The organism is Anabaena azotica SJ-1 (assembly GCF_047275885.1).
Taxonomy (GTDB): domain Bacteria; phylum Cyanobacteriota; class Cyanobacteriia; order Cyanobacteriales; family Nostocaceae; genus Trichormus_B; species Trichormus_B azotica_A.
Map to the genome: position 1 here is coordinate 4,286,233 of NZ_CP178454.1, position 19,587 is coordinate 4,305,819.

18 protein-coding genes and 1 pseudogene are annotated in these 19,587 nt (G+C 38.0%); 5 read left to right on the forward strand and 14 right to left on the reverse strand.

What is annotated here, in order from left to right; translation table 11 throughout:
* The first annotated feature begins 54 nt into the window (after positions 1 to 54).
* From ACLLO5_RS18825 to ACLLO5_RS18835, 3 genes are all read left to right on the forward strand, one after another.
* Complete coding sequence (locus tag ACLLO5_RS18825) at positions 55 to 432, forward strand: hypothetical protein (RefSeq protein WP_413172004.1); 378 nt, start codon at positions 55 to 57, stop codon at positions 430 to 432.
* A gap of 192 nt (positions 433 to 624) precedes the next feature.
* Entirely contained in the window at positions 625 to 1,125 is a 501-nt protein-coding gene (locus ACLLO5_RS18830; protein WP_413172005.1) for a hypothetical protein, read from the forward strand.
* A gap of 142 nt (positions 1,126 to 1,267) precedes the next feature.
* Positions 1,268 to 2,047, forward strand: coding sequence for a photosystem II S4 domain protein (locus ACLLO5_RS18835; RefSeq protein ID WP_413172006.1), 780 nt, complete (start codon positions 1,268 to 1,270; stop codon positions 2,045 to 2,047).
* Between the two features lie 136 nt (positions 2,048 to 2,183).
* Here the strand turns inward: ACLLO5_RS18835 and ACLLO5_RS18840 are convergent, their stop codons facing one another.
* The 11 genes and pseudogenes from ACLLO5_RS18840 to ACLLO5_RS18890 all read right to left on the reverse strand — a co-directional run bounded on the left by ACLLO5_RS18840 (position 2,184) and on the right by ACLLO5_RS18890 (position 13,685).
* Positions 2,184 to 2,963, reverse strand: a complete 780-nt coding sequence (locus tag ACLLO5_RS18840) for an SDR family NAD(P)-dependent oxidoreductase (protein ID WP_413172008.1) — start codon at positions 2,961 to 2,963, stop codon at positions 2,184 to 2,186.
* 155 nt (positions 2,964 to 3,118) lie between these two features.
* Complete coding sequence (locus tag ACLLO5_RS18845; RefSeq protein ID WP_413172009.1) at positions 3,119 to 4,132, reverse strand: FecCD family ABC transporter permease; 1,014 nt, start codon at positions 4,130 to 4,132, stop codon at positions 3,119 to 3,121.
* 24 nt (positions 4,133 to 4,156) lie between these two features.
* Complete coding sequence (locus tag ACLLO5_RS18850) at positions 4,157 to 4,555, reverse strand: ExbD/TolR family protein (RefSeq protein WP_413172010.1); 399 nt, start codon at positions 4,553 to 4,555, stop codon at positions 4,157 to 4,159.
* Complete coding sequence (locus tag ACLLO5_RS18855; protein WP_413172011.1) at positions 4,539 to 5,192, reverse strand: MotA/TolQ/ExbB proton channel family protein; 654 nt, start codon at positions 5,190 to 5,192, stop codon at positions 4,539 to 4,541. The genes ACLLO5_RS18850 and ACLLO5_RS18855 overlap by 17 nt, the downstream gene beginning before the upstream one ends.
* Positions 5,193 to 5,996: 804 nt before the next feature.
* Positions 5,997 to 7,040: a 3-deoxy-7-phosphoheptulonate synthase gene (locus ACLLO5_RS18860; protein ID WP_413172012.1), complete on the reverse strand. Its 1,044-nt coding sequence runs from the start codon at positions 7,038 to 7,040 to the stop codon at positions 5,997 to 5,999.
* A gap of 402 nt (positions 7,041 to 7,442) precedes the next feature.
* Entirely contained in the window at positions 7,443 to 7,817 is a 375-nt protein-coding gene (locus ACLLO5_RS18865; protein WP_413172013.1) for a DUF1823 family protein, read from the reverse strand.
* A 193-nt stretch (positions 7,818 to 8,010) separates the two neighbouring features.
* Complete coding sequence (locus ACLLO5_RS18870) at positions 8,011 to 9,561, reverse strand: hydantoinase B/oxoprolinase family protein (protein ID WP_413172014.1); 1,551 nt, start codon at positions 9,559 to 9,561, stop codon at positions 8,011 to 8,013.
* 78 nt (positions 9,562 to 9,639) lie between these two features.
* Positions 9,640 to 9,801: pseudogene (locus tag ACLLO5_RS18875) on the reverse strand (Uma2 family endonuclease); the annotation flags it as partial.
* A gap of 114 nt (positions 9,802 to 9,915) precedes the next feature.
* The gene (locus tag ACLLO5_RS18880; protein ID WP_413172015.1) at positions 9,916 to 12,018 is read right to left on the reverse strand and encodes a hydantoinase/oxoprolinase family protein; all 2,103 of its coding nucleotides are present in this window, start codon (positions 12,016 to 12,018) and stop codon (positions 9,916 to 9,918) included.
* A 146-nt stretch (positions 12,019 to 12,164) separates the two neighbouring features.
* A complete protein-coding gene (locus ACLLO5_RS18885) occupies positions 12,165 to 12,743 on the reverse strand; it encodes a hypothetical protein (protein WP_413172016.1) in 579 nt (192 codons plus the stop codon).
* A 156-nt stretch (positions 12,744 to 12,899) separates the two neighbouring features.
* Positions 12,900 to 13,685, reverse strand: coding sequence for a dienelactone hydrolase family protein (locus ACLLO5_RS18890; RefSeq protein ID WP_413172017.1), 786 nt, complete (start codon positions 13,683 to 13,685; stop codon positions 12,900 to 12,902).
* A gap of 234 nt (positions 13,686 to 13,919) precedes the next feature.
* Here ACLLO5_RS18890 and ACLLO5_RS18895 point away from each other — a divergent pair, with 234 nt between their 5' ends.
* Positions 13,920 to 16,025 (forward strand): M3 family metallopeptidase, encoded by a 2,106-nt coding sequence (locus ACLLO5_RS18895; RefSeq protein ID WP_413172018.1) that lies wholly within the window; start codon positions 13,920 to 13,922, stop codon positions 16,023 to 16,025.
* Positions 16,026 to 16,525: 500 nt separating this feature from the next.
* On the opposite strand, the gene ACLLO5_RS18900 is transcribed toward ACLLO5_RS18895, so the two are convergent.
* On the reverse strand, positions 16,526 to 16,924 hold the full coding sequence (locus ACLLO5_RS18900) for a hypothetical protein (protein ID WP_413172019.1): 399 nt from the start codon (positions 16,922 to 16,924) through the stop codon (positions 16,526 to 16,528).
* Positions 16,925 to 17,157: 233 nt separating this feature from the next.
* On the opposite strand from ACLLO5_RS18900, the gene ACLLO5_RS18905 reads away from it, so the two are divergent.
* Positions 17,158 to 17,391 (forward strand): hypothetical protein, encoded by a 234-nt coding sequence (locus ACLLO5_RS18905; protein ID WP_413172021.1) that lies wholly within the window; start codon positions 17,158 to 17,160, stop codon positions 17,389 to 17,391.
* 95 nt (positions 17,392 to 17,486) lie between these two features.
* On the opposite strand, the gene ACLLO5_RS18910 is transcribed toward ACLLO5_RS18905, so the two are convergent.
* Complete coding sequence (locus ACLLO5_RS18910; RefSeq protein ID WP_413172022.1) at positions 17,487 to 19,097, reverse strand: caspase, EACC1-associated type; 1,611 nt, start codon at positions 19,095 to 19,097, stop codon at positions 17,487 to 17,489.
* An 8-nt stretch (positions 19,098 to 19,105) separates the two neighbouring features.
* Positions 19,106 to 19,489, reverse strand: a complete 384-nt coding sequence (locus ACLLO5_RS18915; protein ID WP_413172023.1) for a hypothetical protein — start codon at positions 19,487 to 19,489, stop codon at positions 19,106 to 19,108.
* Positions 19,490 to 19,587: the final 98 nt, after the last annotated feature.

Consider the following 19,587-nt stretch of genomic DNA (forward strand, 5'->3'; position numbering starts at 1 on the left):
TGTAGGGGAAGAATAATCTCTCCTGAACTCCTAACTCCTGAACTCTTTCTTCTCATGACTAAAATCACATCACAAGAAATTGCCCAGTTTCGCTCTCAATTAGCAGATGATCTACAAGCAATGGAAGCATTAGACTTAATTGAGGATTGCGATGGAGACTTAGAAGATGCAGCCATGACACTTGCGATCAAAGCCGGACAAGAACCAGGTCAGACAAATTCTGAGTGGTTAGACGCTTTAGCAAAAAAATGGCGTGCAGTCGTTTGTGAACAAGAATATCGGGAATATTTACTCAATAACTCAGTTGCTGGGATGATGTCACACCTGCAAAGTATTCCAGAGTTTCCTAATATTTTAGCAACCCCGGTTTTAATATATGTCCTCAAGCAAGGCGTAAATAATTTTTGTGCGCCTTTGGATTGTCTAAAATAATATTTAGTCCTGAATGTAGGGTGTAACTAGTACAGAACGGCGTAAATAAACCAACTATTCCAAATCTCTGAAAAACTTACGCTGTATTCATTTTGACTTTTGACTTTTGACTTTTGACTTCCGCCTTGCGGTACTAGTGCTGATACCCTGTTAATTAAGGACAATTTTTTTCAGATCACAATTTTTAGACTAATGAATTACCTTGTTGCCGTATTATCCGATCGCATCCAAGCTGAAGCTGCTTACTTAGACTTAGAAAAAGTAGGTATAAATAGCTCTATCCTGGGTAGAGGATACAAAACCGCTGATGAGTTTGGTTTGATTGATCCCAAGGAAGAAGCTAAAAAACAAGCGCGATTGATGGCATTCTGGTTGGTACCATTTGGCTTTTTTGCTGGTTTTACCTTCAGTTTCATCACTGGCTTAGATACCTTTGCTTGGGCTGGAGAAATTGGCAATCATGTAATTGGTGGGCTACTTGGTGCTGGTAGCGGTGCTATGGGTAGTGTGTTTGTTGGTGGTGGTGTAGGTTTAGTGTCCGGTGGTGGAGATGCCCTACCCTACCGCAATCGCTTGGATGCTGGTAAATACATAATTGTGGTTCAGGGTTCAGAAACTCTGACTCGCCAAGCTACTCGCATCTTACGGCAGTTTGACCCAGAAAATATTCAAGGTTATGCAGAAACAAACTAATGTTTGGTGATAGTTGATAGTTGATAGTTGATAGTTGGTAATTTTCCCCCTGCCCCCTGCCTCCTGCCTCCTGCCTCCTGCCTCCTGCCCCCTGCCTTCTGCCTCCTGCCTCCTGACTCCTGACTCCTGAATTCTTACCATAATGTTACCCAGAGAAGAACTTTTAAAAGGTGTTGAAAATCGTGATAGTATAGCTCGCGTGATTGACCAGGCAGAGCAAGCTATAAAGACCTGGGAAGTGGTTTTTACTGATTTTTTGTCTCCGCCAGAGTTGGCGGAAATTCAACGGGTTTTTAGTCGATTAACAGACGTGCATTTAGTAGCTTGGGGTGGATATCCTCAAGCTGAACGTCAAAGAGTGGCGATCGCCCGGTCTGAATTACCCTTAGATCAATCTCAAGTCGCTATCACTGCTTTAGAAATGGCTGGTAATTTTCTGTTTGATACTGCAACCCACCGCGACTTTTTAGGTGCAATGTTGGGGACGGGAATTGTGCGGGAAAAAACAGGAGATATTATTGTTTTGGGAGAACGGGGAGCGCAAGTAATTGTAGTCCCGGAACTGACAGAATTTTTGGAGATGAGTTTAAAACAGGTGCGTTCTGTTCCTGTGAAAACACAACCCATTGATATCAATGAGTTAAAAATCCGCGAACCGAAAAAGAAAGAATTGACGACTGTAGAAGCTTCCTTAAGATTAGATGCGATCGCATCAGCCGGTTTTGGGATGTCTCGTAGCAAAATGGTTGATTTAATTGACTCCGGTGATGTGCGTGTGAATTGGAAAGAAATCACTCAAGCTAGTTCCCACCTGAAAACCGGAGATTTAATTGCCATTCGCGGTAAAGGCCGTTTAGAAGTTGGTGAAATAGCAGTTACAAAAAAAGACCGCTACCGCGTGCAATTAACTAGATATATGTAGGAGGCAGAAGGCAGGAGGCAGAAGGCAGAAGGCAGAAGGCAGGAGGCAGGGGAGCAGGGGAGCAGGGGAGCAGGGGAGCAGGGGAGCAGGGGAGCAGGGGAGCAGGGGAGATAAATAACCCAATTACCAATTATAATTATCCATTTTTAAACTGTTTTGCGATCGCACTTACTAAGGATTCTCGTGGTAAAAAACGATGCATATTGACGATGAGTTGATTACCTAAACCACCGCTAACTACTGTCGAAACACCTTTTTCTAAACCTTGTAAAGCATCATGTACAACTTCTTCAGGAGTCGCTATTTTATTATTTGCACCTGCTAAAGTTTCAGGAAACTTCGCTTCTGTAAAAAAGTCAGTTTCTGTCGGACCTGGACAAACTACTAAAACTTTCACACCATAATCTCGATTTTCTGCCCACAATGCTTCACTAAAACTCAGGACAAAGGCTTTAGTGGCAGCATAAATAGAAATATATGGCATTGGTTGAAAGCCAGCAATTGAAGAAACATTAATAATGTTGCCAGAACGACGTTGACGCATTAAAGGTAGAAATTTGTGAGTTAAATCTACCAATGCCATAATATTTAATTGAATCATCTTTAATTGCCGTTCTCCGTCCCGTTCAGCAAAATCTCCATAATCACCAAAACCAGCATTATTGATTAACAAATCAATTGTTAAGCCCTTGTTTTGAATGACATCAAATACCTCATTTGTGGCATTATTTTCTGTCAAATCTTTGGCTATAACTTCGATTTTTATTTGATGTTTGTGTTGTAATCTTGTAGCTATTTGGTTGAGTTTCTCAGAAGATCGTGCAACAAGAACCAGATTTGTTTTACGTGCCGCTAATTCCTCTGCAAAAGCTTTGCCAATTCCACCTGACGCACCTGTAATTAAAGCTGTTGACATTTTAAAAATTATCTGATTGATTCCATCATCTCTATTTATGGTAGCAACGCTGCCTAGAGGTTGTGTGCAAACAAAAAAATTTATTGGTAATGTTTGTATTATTTATAGTCAGAATGGGGAATATCCCATGATAGGAATAACCAACCAATCAGCCTTCATTTTTTCACCTTTGATTTAGCCAAGTAGATAAAAAAGGGAGCGCCCACTAGTGCTGTCATTACACCTACAGGTAATTCCTGGGGTTTGAGGAGGACACGGGCAGAAATATCTGCTACTAAGAGTAAAGTTGCCCCAACAACGGCGGAATAAGGCAAAATCCAGCGATAATCCGTTTTAATAAAAAATCGGACTATGTGAGGAACAACTAAACCAATAAAACCGATAGGACCGACTAAGGCCACTGAACTTCCTGCGAGTAAAACTACACTGATGGCAGTCAGAATTTTTATCCAGGCTGTTTTTTGACCTAGACCTTTAGCTATATCATCACCTAGACTCATGGTGGTAATTTGTCTACCCAAAGCTAGGGCAATTACTAGTCCAATGGTAACAAAAGGTAGTGCAGAAAAGAGGATACTGGCATCTCTACCAGCTAATGAACCAGCCAACCAAAATCTAATTTCTTCTAATGTGCGTTGACTAATAATCAAGATAGCTGTGGTAAGGGAAGAAATCAATGCCGTTATGGCTGCACCTGCTACTGTGATATTCAGTGGAGTAGCGCCTCCCTTTCCCAGTGAACCCAAGAAATAGACTAAAATCGCTGTGATTCCCGCACCCAAAAAGGCTGCAACAGTCAAAATACCAATGGATGAAGTACCAAACACAAAAATTACTATAACTACGGACAGTGCTGCCCCGGACTCGATACCCAAAATACCTGGATCTGCTAAGGGATTGCGTGTTAAACCTTGCATTAATGCTCCAGATACTGCCAAGGCTGCACCGACTAAAATGGCAATGAGCGATCGCGGTAATCTGACTGTTTGAATCACCAAATGCTGATATGAACCGTCAAAGCTAACAAAGGATGTCAGAATTTGAGCTATTGGTATTTCTGCTGCTCCTAGTGTGATATTAAATACCAAACAAATGAGCAGCAGTATCAAACACCCAGCCAAGCTGAATACAGGTTTAGCAGCAGTTTTGATCAAAATATTAGGGGTCATGAAAATATGATTGATTCACCTTGACTATTTATGAGTGGCTATACCTAATTTCACCCCTTCTACCTGTCGTACTTTATCCATCACTGCTACCACCTGTCCATGAGTAACGGCTGCATCTGCATTGAGTATCACCATTAACGGCTGTGATGGTTCTACTTTTTCTTTTACTAGGGTGGCTAATTGATCTAAGCTAACTGCTTCTTTATTCAAGAAAATCTTGCCAGTATTATTAATAGTTAATGTTACCTGTGCAGGACGATCTGTTTTTCCCGTAGCAGCTTGAGGTAAATTAACTGGTAAACCCTCGGAACGAGTTAAATACAAGGTTGACATAATAAAAAACGTCAAAATTGCAAATATGACATCAATCATCGGCACAATATTAATCTGTGCAGGTAATTCCGGTTCATCTTGTAGACGCATACGCTTTTTCTCCTCTTTCGTAACGACGACGATATAAAAGTTCTAACTGTCCACCATATTCTTGAATCGAAGCCAATTGTCGTTGATAAAATCCTCGAAAGGTATTAGCAAAAACAAGGGTAAAAATTGCCACAATTAACCCAGTAGCGGTAGAAACCAAGGCTTCACTAATACCACTAGTGACCCCAGCCGCTTTTGTTCCCCCAACATCACCAATATTGAGAGAAGCAAAAGAACCAATTAAACCTAAAACAGTTCCGAGTAATCCTAGCAGTGGTGCAAGGGCAATAATAGTATCAAAAATTGTATTAAACCGTTTGAATAAAGGTATTTCTGCCTGGGCTTCACTCTCCAAAGCCAAACGAAATTCTTCTGGATTTGGTTCTTCTAACTCCAAAGCTGTTAAAAAAATCCGGGCAATGGGTAAATCTGCATTCTTTCGTAATGTATCAATTGTACTGACTACATCATGCTGACGATAAAGATTCAACACATTTCTGACTACCCGTTGCTGACGGGTACTGATTGTTACCCAAAATTTGATCCGTTCTATAATCAACCCTACTGCCAATACAGAAGACAGCAGCAGCGGCCACATTACCACACCACCTGCTGTAAACAGATTTTTGATATCCATTTGCGATGTTTAAGCCCTTAGTATTAGATTTCCTAACTAGTTCAGCAAATGTAGCTGATATAAGTTCTCAATTCAAATTAGAACAAATGAGAATTTATGTCAATCTTTTACTACATCTAAGGAAATAAATACATTCTATCCTGTGGTCAAAATCGCTGTAATTACTTGCTGGTAAGCAATTTTGGCTAAAATTCACAAATACCAATGCTGAAAGTGATTGATTGACATTTTTATCTCATCTCTGATATTCTTCCAGAATTAATGAAATTATCTAGCAATAACTTGAGATCCAGTGTTAATGAAAAATTGGATGCACAAAATTTAGAACGGGTGCAAAAATGGAAGCTCAAACCCAGTTCGGGCGGTAGATAAGGTGTTATTATTGGGATTGAATATGCGATCGCAGTTTTTCAACGATTTCGCCAAATACAAGAACGCAAGAAAAAAAGATAATCGAATCCGAACCCAGAAATGCTGAAACACCAAGACGCAGCAAAAAGTCACTCCTCGTTACATATTATGCTAAATTTCGTTCACAAAAATAGTAAAGACCTGATCATGTCTTGACACTCCCCGGTCTAAAGACATTATTTATTAACACTTTAGAGATTGTCCATGAATTCTGGCTTTTTGTCTTTATTTTTGGACGAACTTGTATTATTTAATTCATAGTTTAGCATAACAGGTACTGAAGAAACCAAAAAAAATCCTTGAAGCGGTGAAACCCGTCCACCGCAGTCACTCAACTTTTCAAGAAAGAGTTTTGCAGAAAAATTAGCCTGTATCTCTGCTACATTATTAAATTTACTGGAGTTGGGAATGAGCAGCCAAAATAATTTTTTCTGTTTCCTCCCAACTAATACATTTGTCAGTTACTGAAACACCATATTGTAATTCTTCACGTTTCCCTGTAATTGGTTGACTACCCTCATATAAATTTGATTCCAGCATCATTCCTACAATTGAAGTATTACCATCGACGATTTGCTGAATTACATTTTCTAACACAAGAGATTGTAATCTATAGTCTTTATTTGTATTACCATGACTACAATCAATCACTATTCTTGGTGGTAAATTTGCCGCTTTTAATTGTTCCTCAACTAGTCTGATATTTTCTGGATCAAAGTTAGGCTGATTTCCACCACGCAAAATTACATGACCGTGAGCATTTCCTCTAGTTTGAAATACACTTACCTGTCCTTTTTGATTAATTCCTAAAAAATTATGTGGAGTTTTGGCTGATTTTAAAGCATTCAAAGCTACATGAATATTCCCATCAGTACCATTTTTAAACCCCACTGGCATAGAAAGACCACTAGCCATTTCTCTGTGAGTTTGTGATTCAGTTGTCCTAGCTCCAATTGCTGACCAAGCAACCAATTCACTAATATATTGAGGGATGATGGGATCAAGTGCTTCTGTCGCAGTTGGTAAACCTAATTCTGCTAATTTTAATAACAGATTTCTGGCGATTAATATACCGCGTTCTACATGGAAAGAATCATCCATCTCTGGATCATTAATTAAACCCTTCCAGCCAACAGTTGTTCTTGGTTTTTCAAAATAAACCCGCATAATCAGCAGCAGTTTATCTTGAACTTTTTCTGCTAGAACTTTCAATTTTTCAGCATATTCTATAGCAGCTTTGGGATCGTGGATTGAACAAGGCCCAACTACAATAAATTTTCTACTGTCTTGAAAATCAAGAATATTTTCTATTTCTTGTCTAAATTGCAAAATTGTGTTTTCAGCAGATTTCGTTAAAGGTAATTTTGCTTTGACTTCATTGGGAGTTAAGAGAACGTGCGAACTTTTAATGTTAGTGTTAATTAATTTGTTGATCATGGTGTAAATCTCTAGTCTTGTGTAATCTTATTTTGTGTGTAGATGAATACTATATACAGTATAAAGGAAAAATACCAGTAAGCCAATAATCAGTGTATTTAAATAATAAAATTAATCGGTCACGCTAGTAAATTTATCATTGGATATAAATTATTAGCCTCCATTTTTAGTAACATCGTAAATTCAAAATTTAGATGAAGTTGCATAGAATCATAAAATCATATTTTCATGACAATTACCGCAGATAAATGCAGATTAAGATAGATGAATTAATTTCATGATTCTGTGCAACCTCTTATGAACTGGGTATATACAGTATTCAGGAGTAAAATTTTCTTGCTGTCTAGGTTTCAATTTAGCTCCTGTACCTCATTGATCTGCTGTAACTAGCAATCTAAGTTATTAGCTGAATAATGAATTTAATTGCATATAACTTAATAACCAATTTGCTGCTGTTGCTCTGCGAGTTTGTCGAGGTCCAAATTCACCAATTTTGTAACCTTTAAAACCTAACTTTTGTTTGAGCATTTGTTTATTTTCTTGAGGAATGGAGCGAGTTAATTTCATGGTTGCAGGTCGAGATTCTAGAAAATTAGGTGGTTCTGGGTATTCATCTTGCCATTCTACCGCTACGGAACTAGTATCCCATCTTTCAGATACGGAATCGTAGCGATAGCCTAAGTAATGCCATACTAATTGGTTGACAGTAGAGTCATCAATTGTATCATTGATGATAGCCCAAATTGTTTCTGTGTTGAGTGGTGGTAGGTTAGACATAAGCAAGTTAAAGTTTGTCAGTGATCAGTTGTTAACTAATTGCATAAAAGCAAAAAACAATTTTACACCCTAGATAGATTTATAAAGACAGGCTTGATTGTATCGTTTTAGAAATATGCTAAAAGATTTATTGGTTACAACCAATAGAAAAAACAGAACCAGAAAAAGCTAAACTTTGCTTTTTTTCCACTAATCAATCACAACCACCACCTCCTGGAGTTTCAATCACAAAAATATCCCCTGGTTGCATCTCTACAGTTGCTGTACTACCTAAAATTTCCTTAGTACCATTTTGACGTTGTACCCAGTTGCGTCCTACCTGTCCCCCTGCTGCACCATTTAATCCAAAGGGAGGAACTAAACGATGGCTAGAGAGAATATTTGCAGTCATCTTTTCTAAAAATTTAATACGACGAATTACCCCATTTCCACCCGAATATTTTCCTTTTCCTCCACTATGAGGACGTAAACTAAAACTTTCCACCTGCACAGGATAACGGGTTTCTAAAACTTCAGGATCAGTCAAACGAGAATTAGTCATGTGGGTATGAACCGCATCAGTACCATCAAAATTAATTCCTGCACCAGAACCCCCACAAATAGTTTCATAATATTGATATTGTTGATTACCAAAAGTAAAATTATTCATTGTTCCTTGGGAAGCAGCCATCACACCCAAAGCACCATATAAAGCATCAACAATAGTTTGCGAAGTTTCTACATTACCTGCTACTACTGCTGCTGGATAAATTGGGTTTAACATACAACCTTCAGGAATAATAATTTCTAAAGGCTTGAGACAACCTGCGTTGAGAGGAATATTATCATCAACTAAAGTCCGAAATACATATAAAACCGCAGCTTGAGTTACAGCTTTGGGAGCGTTAAAGTTACTATTTAATTGTGCAGACGTGCCTGTAAAATCAATTTTGGCACGACGATTATCCCGATCAATTGTTACTGATACTTGGATTTTTGCACCGCTATCCATTTCATAAATAAATGAACCATCTTTCAAAACATTAATTGCTCGTCTGACTGATTCCTCCGCATTATTTTGGACAAATTGCATATAAACTTTAACTGTTTCTAGTCCATATTGATTGACCATTTTAAGCAGTTCTTGAACACCCCTTTCATTAGCAGCAATTTGAGCTTTAAAATCGGCAATGTTTTGGTCAGGATTACGACTAGGATAAGGATGATTTAATAAAAATTCTTTTACTGTTGCTTCTTGAAAATCTCCCTGTGCAACTAAGAGGAAATTATCAAAAATAATTCCTTCTTCTTCAATTGTGGTACTGTGAGGAGGCATAGAACCGGGAGTAATACCACCAATATCTGCTTGGTGTCCACGGGAAGCAACGAAAAATAAGGGACTAGAAAGATTGTTGCTACTCTCTAGAAAGACAGGAGTAATGGCTGTGACATCAGGTAAATGTGTTCCACCGTTATAAGGGTTATTTGATAAGTAGACATTTCCTGGTTTGATATGATCGCTTTGAGCATTTATTAAACTGCGTACACTTTCACTCATTGAGCCTAAGTGTACAGGAATATGAGGAGCATTAGCAACTAATAAACCAGAAGCATCAAAAATAGCACAGGAAAAATCTAGCCGTTCTTTAATATTGACTGATGCTGCTGTATTTTGCAGAATAATTCCCATTTGTTCGGCGATGAATTGATAGAGATTTTTAAATATTTCTAAACGGACTGGATCTGGTTGAGATGTGATGTACATTTTTTATCTATTATTAAGTTCAAAATAAATAAGATTGGGTTAATTCAATGAAACCCAATCTACATTTTCAGGGATTTTTTAAATCGTATCTGGGTTAATATTTAATTCCCGTAATTTTGCTGCTAAACGTTCTGCTCTTTGAGTTTCATGTTCTGCGGTTTCCTCTGGTGTGGGTACTAAATTTCCTTCTGGTGTGAAATAACGTAATAAACCCTCATATATTCCTAAATATAAACTCAGTTATTCACTCCATAAAAGCTTTGTTCATCTACTAATTATTGAGTAATCATCATGATATGATACCAAGTAGTTATGTGTTGATTTTAGCATTAATTACAGGAGCTATAAATCTAATTAAATAATACGTTGCAAAATTAAATGATTACGCTTAGTTAATATGGCTTGCCAGTTAGGTTCAATTACAATGGTGCTGATTTTTTCAACAATGATTGCAGCACCTTTTATAGAATCTTCTGGTTGTAAATTTTCTCGGAGATAAATTGGTGTATCATGCCATTTTTCACCAGTAAACATTTTGACAATTTCAACAGGCTGAGGCGTTTCTTCTCCAGGAAGTTTGCGAATAATGACTGGTTCTTCAGGCGTATCCATTTTTTGGATTACTTCTACAGAAATAGATTCAATAATTAATAGTTTTTCAGTTTGAATAAAACCATATCTTGATTTATGTTCTGTTTCAAACAGATGTTGCATTAATGTCACATCTGAGGTAAAATCAACTGTAATAATTGAATTAGTACCCTCATATTTTAAATTAATTTTTTTAATTACTTCTTCTTGGAATTTGATTTCTTCTTGGTGGTTTAATTCGCTTTGAGCTTGGATTTGTAAAGATGCCATTAATTGCTGTAATTGAGGAATTATTGCTGGCTTTAAAGGCTGTTCTACTCCGATTAATCTGGTAGATCTCACGTCAGCTAACCCCATTCCATAGGCAGAAAGAACCCCAGCAAAAGGGTGCAGAAATATCTTTTTTATTCCTAGAGTATCAGCAATTAAACAAGCAACTTGTCCACCTGCACCACCAAAACAACACAGTACATATTGACTGACATCATAACCACGTTGAAGGCTGATTTTTTTAATAGCATTTGCCATATTTTCAACAGCAATGCTAATAAAACCTGATGCTACTTGTTCGGGAGTACGATAATTGCCTGTCGCAGATGCGATATCTTCAGCTAATTGGGTAAATTTGTGAATAACAATTTCTTTATCTAGGGGTAAATTACCTTCAATACCAAAAACTGCGGGGAAATATTGAGGCTGAATTTTGCCTAACATGACATTAGCATCTGTGACGGTTAATTTGCCACCACGTCGATAGGAAGCTGGTCCAGGATTTGAACCAGCAGATTCTGGTCCGACACGATAACTAGAACCATCAAAATGTAAAATTGAACCGCCACCCGCTGCAATGGTGTTAATTGCTAATACGGGAACTCGCATCCGCACGCCTGCAATTTCTGAATCTATTTGTCTTTCATATTCTCCTTTAAAGTGAGCAACATCTGTACTTGTTCCTCCCATATCAAAGGTAATAACTAAATCAAAACCTGCTCTTTTACTGGTTTGAACTGCACCGACAATACCACCAGCAGGACCACTTAAAATGCTATCTTTACCTTGAAATTTTTCTGCATCAGTCAACCCTCCATCTGATTTCATAAACATTAATTTGACGTTGGGTAAGTGATTAGCTACTTGGTTAACATAGCGATGGAGTATAGGAGTTAAATAAGCATCGACAACGGTTGTATCTCCTCTGCTGATGAGTTTCATTAATGGACTTATTTGATGGGATATGGAGATTTGTGTAAATCCGATTTCTTGGGCAATTTTAGATATTTGTTGTTCATGTTTAGGATAGCGATCGCTGTGCATCAATACAATGGCACAACTTCTAATTCCTGTGTTGTAAACTGTTTGTAAATCCTGTTTAGTTTGTTCGGTATTTACTGAAATTAATTCATTGCCATGAGCATCATATCTCTCATCTACCTCTATTACTTGTTCATAAAGCATGGTAGGTAAAATAATCTGTCTGGCAAATATGTTGGGGCGATTTTGATAGCCAATTCTCAAGGCATCTTTAAAGCCTTTAGTAATGAGCAAAACAACTCTGTCTCCATGTCTTTCTAACAGCGCATTGGTAGCTACTGTTGTTCCCATTTTTACTACTTCTATGGTTTGATAGGGAATAGGTTCATTACCTGAAATTCCGATAATATCCCGAATTCCTTGAATAACGGCATCTTCATATTGTTCAGGATTTTCTGATAATAATTTATAGACTATTACCCATTCCTGGTTAGGCAGAGGGACAATTAAAAAACGTTCTGTACAATTGGAAAGTCTGTCTATGATTGTCTGATTATTGGTGACAGCAACTATGTCTGTAAATGTGCCACCTCTGTCTGCAAAAATTTTCAACATGATTGCAATTCCTCAATGGTCTGGAGATGGGATGACACCAGTGCAAAGATTGGCTATTTTGATTGTAATATTTTCAATATTTAACTCTTTTATAACCTATTGGTATGAATGGTGTATAAAATAGGCTGATAAGAATAGATTTTAGCCTATACAGATATCGTTAAATCCTGAAACAAAGTAAAAAGCTCTACACAAATATCTTTGACTAGATCAGGCGCTATTTTATATTCTGTTGCCCAGCCGCTGTAAGCCCAATTTCCACAATAGCTATAATAAGCATCTACTTGAGTTGCTTCGTCCCAAATTGAATGAAATTCGATGTGGTCTAATTTGTAGGGGGCGCTAAAACTAAAGGTGCCATCTTCAGATGATTGTTGCCAAAAACATACTTTCAACATCCCATCTATCAATGACTCTGCATTAGGTATGAATATTTTAAATCCTTCAAACATTTTTTCGCACCATATTTCTGCTTCACTTGTATTTTCCGGGAAATACTTGCTGACAATTTCTGACATTTTTACCAAATATTGGCGCACTTCAAAATTGCCAAGTAAGACTTTTTCACAGTCTGATAAATTTTTGTGCATTTTATTGGTTTTTGGATGAGTTTTTACTAAGGGGTTTTTATTATAGCAATTTGATGTGATTTTTGATAGCTGGCGTGGGAAGAGAAGAGGTAGGGGTGTAGGGAGTTTTTCAATCAAAGCCCAGGAGATTTTCATAAATATCAAATATCCTATGACATCAATTGATAATTTGTGGACACAATAAACAAAAGAAGTCGGGGATCTGGGTATGAAAGAGTTCTACAGATGAATACTTACATTTCATCAGAATTCTGACTCCTGACTCCTGACTCCTTACATTTTGCTGTCTCGTTAACGAAATATTTCTGCAAAAAATTGTCGCATTGCTTTCCAAGAACGCTGTTCTACGGTTGGGTTATAAAGTGCGCCTTTGGGATCGTTTTTTGCTTCTGGATTAGTAAAGGAATGAACCGCACCACCATAGGATATTAATTGCCAATCTACATTGGCTTGTCGCATTTCTCTTTCAAAGCCTTGGACTTGTTCTTGTGGGACAAAGGGATCATCGGCTCCATGTAATACTAAAACCTTGGATTTGATATTTTTGGCATCTTCAGGGTTTGGGGTATCGAGGTTGCCATGAAAACTGACTACACCTTGAATATTGGCACCGCTACGTGCTAATTCTAAGACTGTACCACCACCGAAACAGTAACCAATGGCAGCAATCCGTTTGGGATCAGTTAGTTGATATTTTTTTAAAACTTGTACTCCAGCATTGACGCGATCGCGCATTAATGATCTATTATCACGGTAAATTTTTGATTGCGCTCCTGATTCTTGGATATTTTTTGGTCTGATCCCTTTACCATAAATATCAGCCGCAAAGGCAACATAACCCAGTTTGGCTAGTTGCTCAGTTCTTTTTTTTGCAAAAGACTGTAAGCCAGTCCAGTCGTGAACCACTAACACACCAGGACGCTTTCCCTTGATCGCGTCATCATAAGCCAAATACCCTTCTAATACTGTATCACCTTGCTTGTATTCAATTGTCTTGGTTTTAATAGCTGCTAATACATCAATTGTGGTAAATAATATAACCACAGGTGTAAACAAAACAGAAAGCAGAATTTTCATGATGCTGTAAATACTAAGACACTCATTACCCTTGATTATCCCCGTAAAGCCTACCAAAACGGCCGCAATCTCATACCTCCTACTTCAAAAATTTTACTTCTGCTTTATGGCTGATTTTCATCAATTCATAAGACTGCCATTCTAGCAAGGTTAAATTGTTTAGTAGCGGTACATTATTAGTTATATAAATAAAAATCATTGTTCCGCTTATTAATCGGCTACTAACACAAAACCATGAGTGCAACTGCTATTATTTCTCAAAATCCTCTACTCCAAGGCTTTGGTTTACCTGCATTTGCAGAGATTACACCAGAACAAGTAGAACCTGCCTTCAGACATCTGTTAGCAGATTTGGAACAGCAGCTAAATATTTTAGAAGCTAATGTCCAACCTACTTGGGATGGTTTAGTAGAACCTCTAGAAAGGCTCACAGAAAGGCTGCATTGGAGTTGGGGCATCCTGAATCATCTGATGGGTGTTAAAAATAGCCCAGAGCTACGGATAGCTTATCAAAAGGTTCAGCCACTAGTAGTACAGTTTATTAACACGCTTGGACAAAGCAAGCCTATATATAAAGCTTTTAAATCACTCCGCGCTAGCGATACTTGGGAAACTTTAGAATCAGCCCAGCAGCGCATTGTTGAAGCAGCGATTCGAGATGCAAAATTGTCTGGTGTGGGTTTAGAAGGAGAAGCAAGAGAGCGTTTTAATGCTATTCAGATGGAGTTAGCGGAATTGGCTACCAAGTTTTCTAACCATCTTTTGGATGCGACTACAGCTTTTAGCTTAATTCTCACTACCAAAGCTGAAATAGAGGGTTTACCCAGTAGCTTACTCAGTTTAGCTGCCCAAGCTGCTCGGATTGCTGGAGAAGAATATGCGACTCCTGAAAAGGGTCCTTGGCATATTACATTAGATTTTCCCAGTTATTTCCCGTTTATGCAGCACAGTACCAGGCGGGATTTGCGCGAAAAACTTTACAAGGCTTATATTACCCGTGCTTCTTCTGGGGAATTGGATAATAATCCTTTGATTGAACGTATTTTAGAACTGCGGCAAGAATTGTCAGAGTTACTTGGCTTTGATAATTTTGCTGAATTGAGTTTGGCTAGTAAGATGGCGAAGAATGTCCCAGCAGTGGAAAAGCTGTTAGAAGAATTACGCCAAGCTAGTTATGATGCGGCTGTTAAAGATTTAGAAGCACTTAAAGCTTTTGCTCAATCTAAGGAAGCAGCAGAAGCAGATAACTTACAACATTGGGATATTAGCTTTTGGGCTGAACGTCAAAGAGAAGAAAAATTTGCTTTTACTGAAGAGGAATTACGTCCTTATTTCCCTCTTCCCCAGGTGCTAGATGGTTTATTTGGGCTAATTAAACGCCTGTTTGGTGTAACTGTGACACCAGCTGATGGTCAAGCCCCTGTTTGGCATGAAGATGTCCGCTATTTTAAAATCTCTGATAAATACAGTAATGCGATCGCCTACTTTTATCTAGACCCCTACAGCCGTCCCGCTGAAAAACGTGGTGGTGCTTGGATGGATGCCTGTATTCATCGCCGCAAAATCACAGAACGCGGTATAACAAGTATCCGCTTACCTGTAGCTTATTTGATTTGCAACCAAACTCCTCCAGTTGATGACAAGCCCAGTTTAATGACTTTTGATGAAGTTGAAACCTTATTCCACGAATTTGGACATGGTTTACACCATATGCTCACCAAGGTTGATTATACTGGAGCGGCAGGTATTAATAATGTTGAATGGGATGCAGTAGAATTACCTAGCCAATTTATGGAAAACTGGTGTTATGACCGTCCCACTTTATTTGGTATGGCTAAACACTATGAAACAGGAGAACCTCTACCAGAACATTATTATCAAAAGCTCTTAGCATCACGTAATTATATGAGTGGTTCGGCAATGTTACGCCAAATTCACCTCAGCAGCGTGGATTTAGAACTACACTACCGCTATCATCCTAGTGGTGACGAAACACCCATAGATGTACGTCAACGCATCGCTAAAACAACTACCGTTTTACCACCACTACCTGAAGACGGATTTTTATGTGCATTCGGTCACATTTTTGAAGGTGGTTATGCAGCAGGATACTACAGCTACAAGTGGGCTGAAGTTCTTAGTGCTGATGCTTTCGCCGCTTTTGAAGAAGCTGGACTAGAAGATGAAGAAGCAATTCACGATACTGGTAGGCGCTACAGAGATACAGTATTAGCACTGGGTGGTAGTATGCACCCAATGGAAGTGTTTCAAGCCTTCCGACATCGAGAACCAAGTACCACAGCTTTACTCAAACATAATGGTTTGTTAGCTACTGTGTAGAATTAAGAGGTTGGGTTACACTGTTGCTAACCCAACAAAATCTTTAAAATCTAGGATTTACGCAATAAATTAAACGCAGATGGACGCAGATAAACGCAGATAATTTTGTATTTCGGGTTTGCTGAAAAAGTTATTTGTAAGGGCTAGGAGTTCAGGAGTTCAGGAGTTCAGGAGTTCAGGAGGAAGAAGAAAGAAGAAAGAAGAAAGAATAATCTCGAAGCTGAGAAAGTGAGCGGTTTTTGATGGTTTGTAGGCTAATTCCTTGCACCTGATTTACCTTTTTCCCACCTGAAACACTTGATTTATCTAGGTTTATAGTTTATTAAGCAAGCCCTATTTCATTGTAAGAATTCAGGAGTCAGGAGTCAGGAGTCAGAATGCTTATGAAATCAAGAATAGAGAGTAGTGAGATTTTCTCAATATCATCAAACTTGACTAAAAAAGCCTTTATTCTCCTGACTTGCAGTATTGTTTATGCTGAATACTTACATTTCATTAGACTAGGAAATGCTATAAATTAGCTTATTAATTAATCCACGTTTTACAGCTTCACTTAATGCAGTCGCTTTTCGCAATAAACCTTCCTGGTAAATTTGCATTAGTGCTTGCAATTCAGAATGTTCTGACTCTGTGAGAATACCAGCTTGTTGTCTGTCTAACAACTCACTCAAACGACTATCTTCTTCAGATTCTATTTGTAATTCTGTCAACTCTAAAACTTGCTGATCAGAAAGTTTTGATATGGGTTCAAGGATTGCTGCTTCTTGGCTAATAGGTGGGATAGAAAACTGGATAGTATCAACTAGGACGCTGGCTAAATCACGGTTTGCTAAACGTGCAAAGTGTTCAGCTTTTTGATAAACGTCATCTGGTAGAGTAATTGTGATTTGGTTACTCATATTTTTAGATAGTTTTCCTGTATCTACTTATTTTAAAGGTAATCAACTCGAAATACACTACAAAAAACCATGCTTGATGGTGATAAACATGAATATGTCAAATTTGTCGAAACTTGAACCATAAATTTCTTATCTGTTGGTTTCCACACCCGCCCAGAAATGAATTTCCGGGCTAATAATCAAAGTAAACTAAAGTTTACTAAAAAACTTTCTCTTGATTTAGTCATCTTTAGATGACTTCAGCTATTAGACTGGGAATTCATTCCCAGGCGGACTATTGGGGAAGTCGGTTTTTGCCGTCTATGAAGAAAAGCGGTAAAGGTAAGAAGTCACCGGGACAGATAAGTTTACCGTGGGATAAGCAAAAGGTAACGGAAAGTACGGAGGTACAGGAGGTAGCAGAAAAATTTATCCACGCAAATGGCTTTTTTGCCGCAGCGCCAGGTAACGAAATTCGCAAATGTTGATTCTAGCGTGGGAAAAGAGTCTGTAATAAATGTTTATAAATCTTGGAAAGCTTTAAATGTTACAGTTTACAAGTCTCGATGCGAGAGAAGACATCCTACTCTTTTATTACTTTAAATACTACTAAACCTCCCCACCCTCTACGACATTCGGGTAAGTGACCTTTGGGTGACTTCTTTGTATAAACTATATCTACCCACTTTCCTTTCACTGTCCATCCCACCTTTTCTTTAAATTTTATCCAGGCTTCTTCGTAATACTTGCCGTCAGCTATACCACCGACGCTTAAGTAAATTTCCTTTTGGACGCTGAAGCCAAATTGACCATTGCTATATTTTACCCATAGTTTGTCAATTGTGCGAAGATCAGTACAAGGAAAGTTTAATAGTTCTTCGTGCCTAATCCAGTCACCGTTCTCACGCCCTATAGCCTTTAACATTACCAGATATGTTTCATAGTCTGCATCTTTCCAGTTACCTGCCTTGAGTAAGTCACGCAGTTTAGTATAGTCTATGCCTTTTTCTGAACTAAGGTCATCTTCACTACTGGGAATAATTGTATTTTCTACAATTAATGTTTGCTTTTCTTGGGAGAATTTATTTTCACTTTCCTTAACTTCCTCACCAAGAAGTGATGAAAATGATATTAATTTCTTGTTAATTGGTTCTACATCTTCATCTCTAAGTTGTAAAAGTTGCTGAAAGTGTTTTAACTCATTTTGTGTCTCTTGGCTAAGACTTTTTTCATATTCTAAAGCCTCTCGCAAAGCTTCTTCATACTCTTTGAGATTAGCTTGATATCTACGAATAGGTTCTAAAACTTCATCCTGTATTTGCTTAACTTCATCATCTGATAAACCCAATTCATTTTGATAACGTTTTAAAATTCGATTACCAATAGGTGAAATTTTACCATCTCGTAAATATTTTTCTAATTCCTTGCGATATTTTAATTTGGGATTGCCAACAGGTGCTTTTGCTACCGTGATTTTGAATCCTTCTTCTACAGCATAAATCTTTGGACTCATTGCTGGTGCTGCTTCCTGCACTTTTTTTCGTGCAAATTCATGCAATTCATCAACAGAAATCACACCATCATTATCAGTGTCAGCCGCCCCAGTTTCAATACCATTAACAATGTAACGGGTATAAACTGATAGTTCTTCTCCTGTTTGTTCAAAGGAATATTGACTAGAAGAAGAAGAAGTCAAAACTACCCGACCTTTTCCTCCTAATTGCCGATTAATATCTACATTACTATCATCTTTTGCTTTCATCCCTTCGGCAAAAGCACCACTAAAGCAAGCATCCAGAATAATTACCTGTCGCTGAGAACGACTATTTTCCATGAATTCATGTATTAAACTGGCAGGAGTAGCAGTGGTTTTGATTAAATTGCCATTGTCATATTTGCGAGTTTGGCTATTAGTTAGATATAACTTCCCAGTATCATCTGTAATCCCATGACCGGAGAAATAAAGCAATAATAAATCATCTTTTTTCCGGTTATCAAAAAGCTTTTCAATCGCATTTTCCATATCCTGTCTTTGAGGATTTGGCATAACTATAATTTCACTTTCAGAAAAACCGCCCATTTCTGGATGCTGTAGAACTCGACGCATTGCTTCGATATCTTTTACAGCCCCAGCCAGTTTATTTAAGCCTGGTTGATATTCACTTACCCCTATCAATAGTGCAATTCTCGCCATTTTTCATATTATTTGTTATTAATAAAATCTTGGGCTTTTTGCCAAGCAAATTCAAATTCTTCTTTACTGCTGGCTTCGACGTTGATTTCTCGACCATCTGGGGCTTTAACATTGAGTTTAATTGGTTTGTTACCCAAACGTTCTGTCAAAAATCCAAATAATTTCAAAAAGTTGGCTGGGTTCACTTGCGCTGTTAGCAGTCCGGGTAAAAAACCTCCTCCTGCTTTGTTGAGTTCTGGGGGGTTGGGGTCAACAACGCGGTTAACGTCTTCTATTTCATCTAGCTTCTGCATTTGACTCAGTAGCTTCTGCACTTCCTGATTCTTGTCTTCGTCGTCTAAGTCTGTATCAGTGAAGGCAATGGTAATCTTTAAGTTGGATGCGTCCGACATACCACCAGGCTTTTATTGCAAATTTTCTCATCATTATACCAATATCAGCCTGATAAATTGCGTTAATAAGGTAATTATTGCAACTTTTTAGAGCAAAA

What these genes read in the sequence shown, in the direction of transcription:
- ACLLO5_RS18825 (WP_413172004.1), top strand. Translation starts at nt 55, where the DNA reads ATGACTAAAATCACATCACAAGAAATTGCCCAGTTTCGCTCTCAATTA.
- ACLLO5_RS18830 (WP_413172005.1), top strand. Translation starts at nt 625, where the DNA reads ATGAATTACCTTGTTGCCGTATTATCCGATCGCATCCAAGCTGAAGCT.
- ACLLO5_RS18835 (WP_413172006.1), top strand. Translation starts at nt 1,268, where the DNA reads ATGTTACCCAGAGAAGAACTTTTAAAAGGTGTTGAAAATCGTGATAGT.
- ACLLO5_RS18840 (WP_413172008.1), bottom strand. Translation starts at nt 2,963, where the DNA reads ATGTCAACAGCTTTAATTACAGGTGCGTCAGGTGGAATTGGCAAAGCT.
- ACLLO5_RS18845 (WP_413172009.1), bottom strand. Translation starts at nt 4,132, where the DNA reads ATGACCCCTAATATTTTGATCAAAACTGCTGCTAAACCTGTATTCAGC.
- ACLLO5_RS18850 (WP_413172010.1), bottom strand. Translation starts at nt 4,555, where the DNA reads ATGCGTCTACAAGATGAACCGGAATTACCTGCACAGATTAATATTGTG.
- ACLLO5_RS18855 (WP_413172011.1), bottom strand. Translation starts at nt 5,192, where the DNA reads ATGGATATCAAAAATCTGTTTACAGCAGGTGGTGTGGTAATGTGGCCG.
- ACLLO5_RS18860 (WP_413172012.1), bottom strand. Translation starts at nt 7,040, where the DNA reads ATGATCAACAAATTAATTAACACTAACATTAAAAGTTCGCACGTTCTC.
- ACLLO5_RS18865 (WP_413172013.1), bottom strand. Translation starts at nt 7,817, where the DNA reads ATGTCTAACCTACCACCACTCAACACAGAAACAATTTGGGCTATCATC.
- ACLLO5_RS18870 (WP_413172014.1), bottom strand. Translation starts at nt 9,561, where the DNA reads ATGTACATCACATCTCAACCAGATCCAGTCCGTTTAGAAATATTTAAA.
- ACLLO5_RS18880 (WP_413172015.1), bottom strand. Translation starts at nt 12,018, where the DNA reads ATGTTGAAAATTTTTGCAGACAGAGGTGGCACATTTACAGACATAGTT.
- ACLLO5_RS18885 (WP_413172016.1), bottom strand. Translation starts at nt 12,743, where the DNA reads ATGAAAATCTCCTGGGCTTTGATTGAAAAACTCCCTACACCCCTACCT.
- ACLLO5_RS18890 (WP_413172017.1), bottom strand. Translation starts at nt 13,685, where the DNA reads ATGAAAATTCTGCTTTCTGTTTTGTTTACACCTGTGGTTATATTATTT.
- ACLLO5_RS18895 (WP_413172018.1), top strand. Translation starts at nt 13,920, where the DNA reads ATGAGTGCAACTGCTATTATTTCTCAAAATCCTCTACTCCAAGGCTTT.
- ACLLO5_RS18900 (WP_413172019.1), bottom strand. Translation starts at nt 16,924, where the DNA reads ATGAGTAACCAAATCACAATTACTCTACCAGATGACGTTTATCAAAAA.
- ACLLO5_RS18905 (WP_413172021.1), top strand. Translation starts at nt 17,158, where the DNA reads ATGACTTCAGCTATTAGACTGGGAATTCATTCCCAGGCGGACTATTGG.
- ACLLO5_RS18910 (WP_413172022.1), bottom strand. Translation starts at nt 19,097, where the DNA reads ATGGCGAGAATTGCACTATTGATAGGGGTAAGTGAATATCAACCAGGC.
- ACLLO5_RS18915 (WP_413172023.1), bottom strand. Translation starts at nt 19,489, where the DNA reads ATGTCGGACGCATCCAACTTAAAGATTACCATTGCCTTCACTGATACA.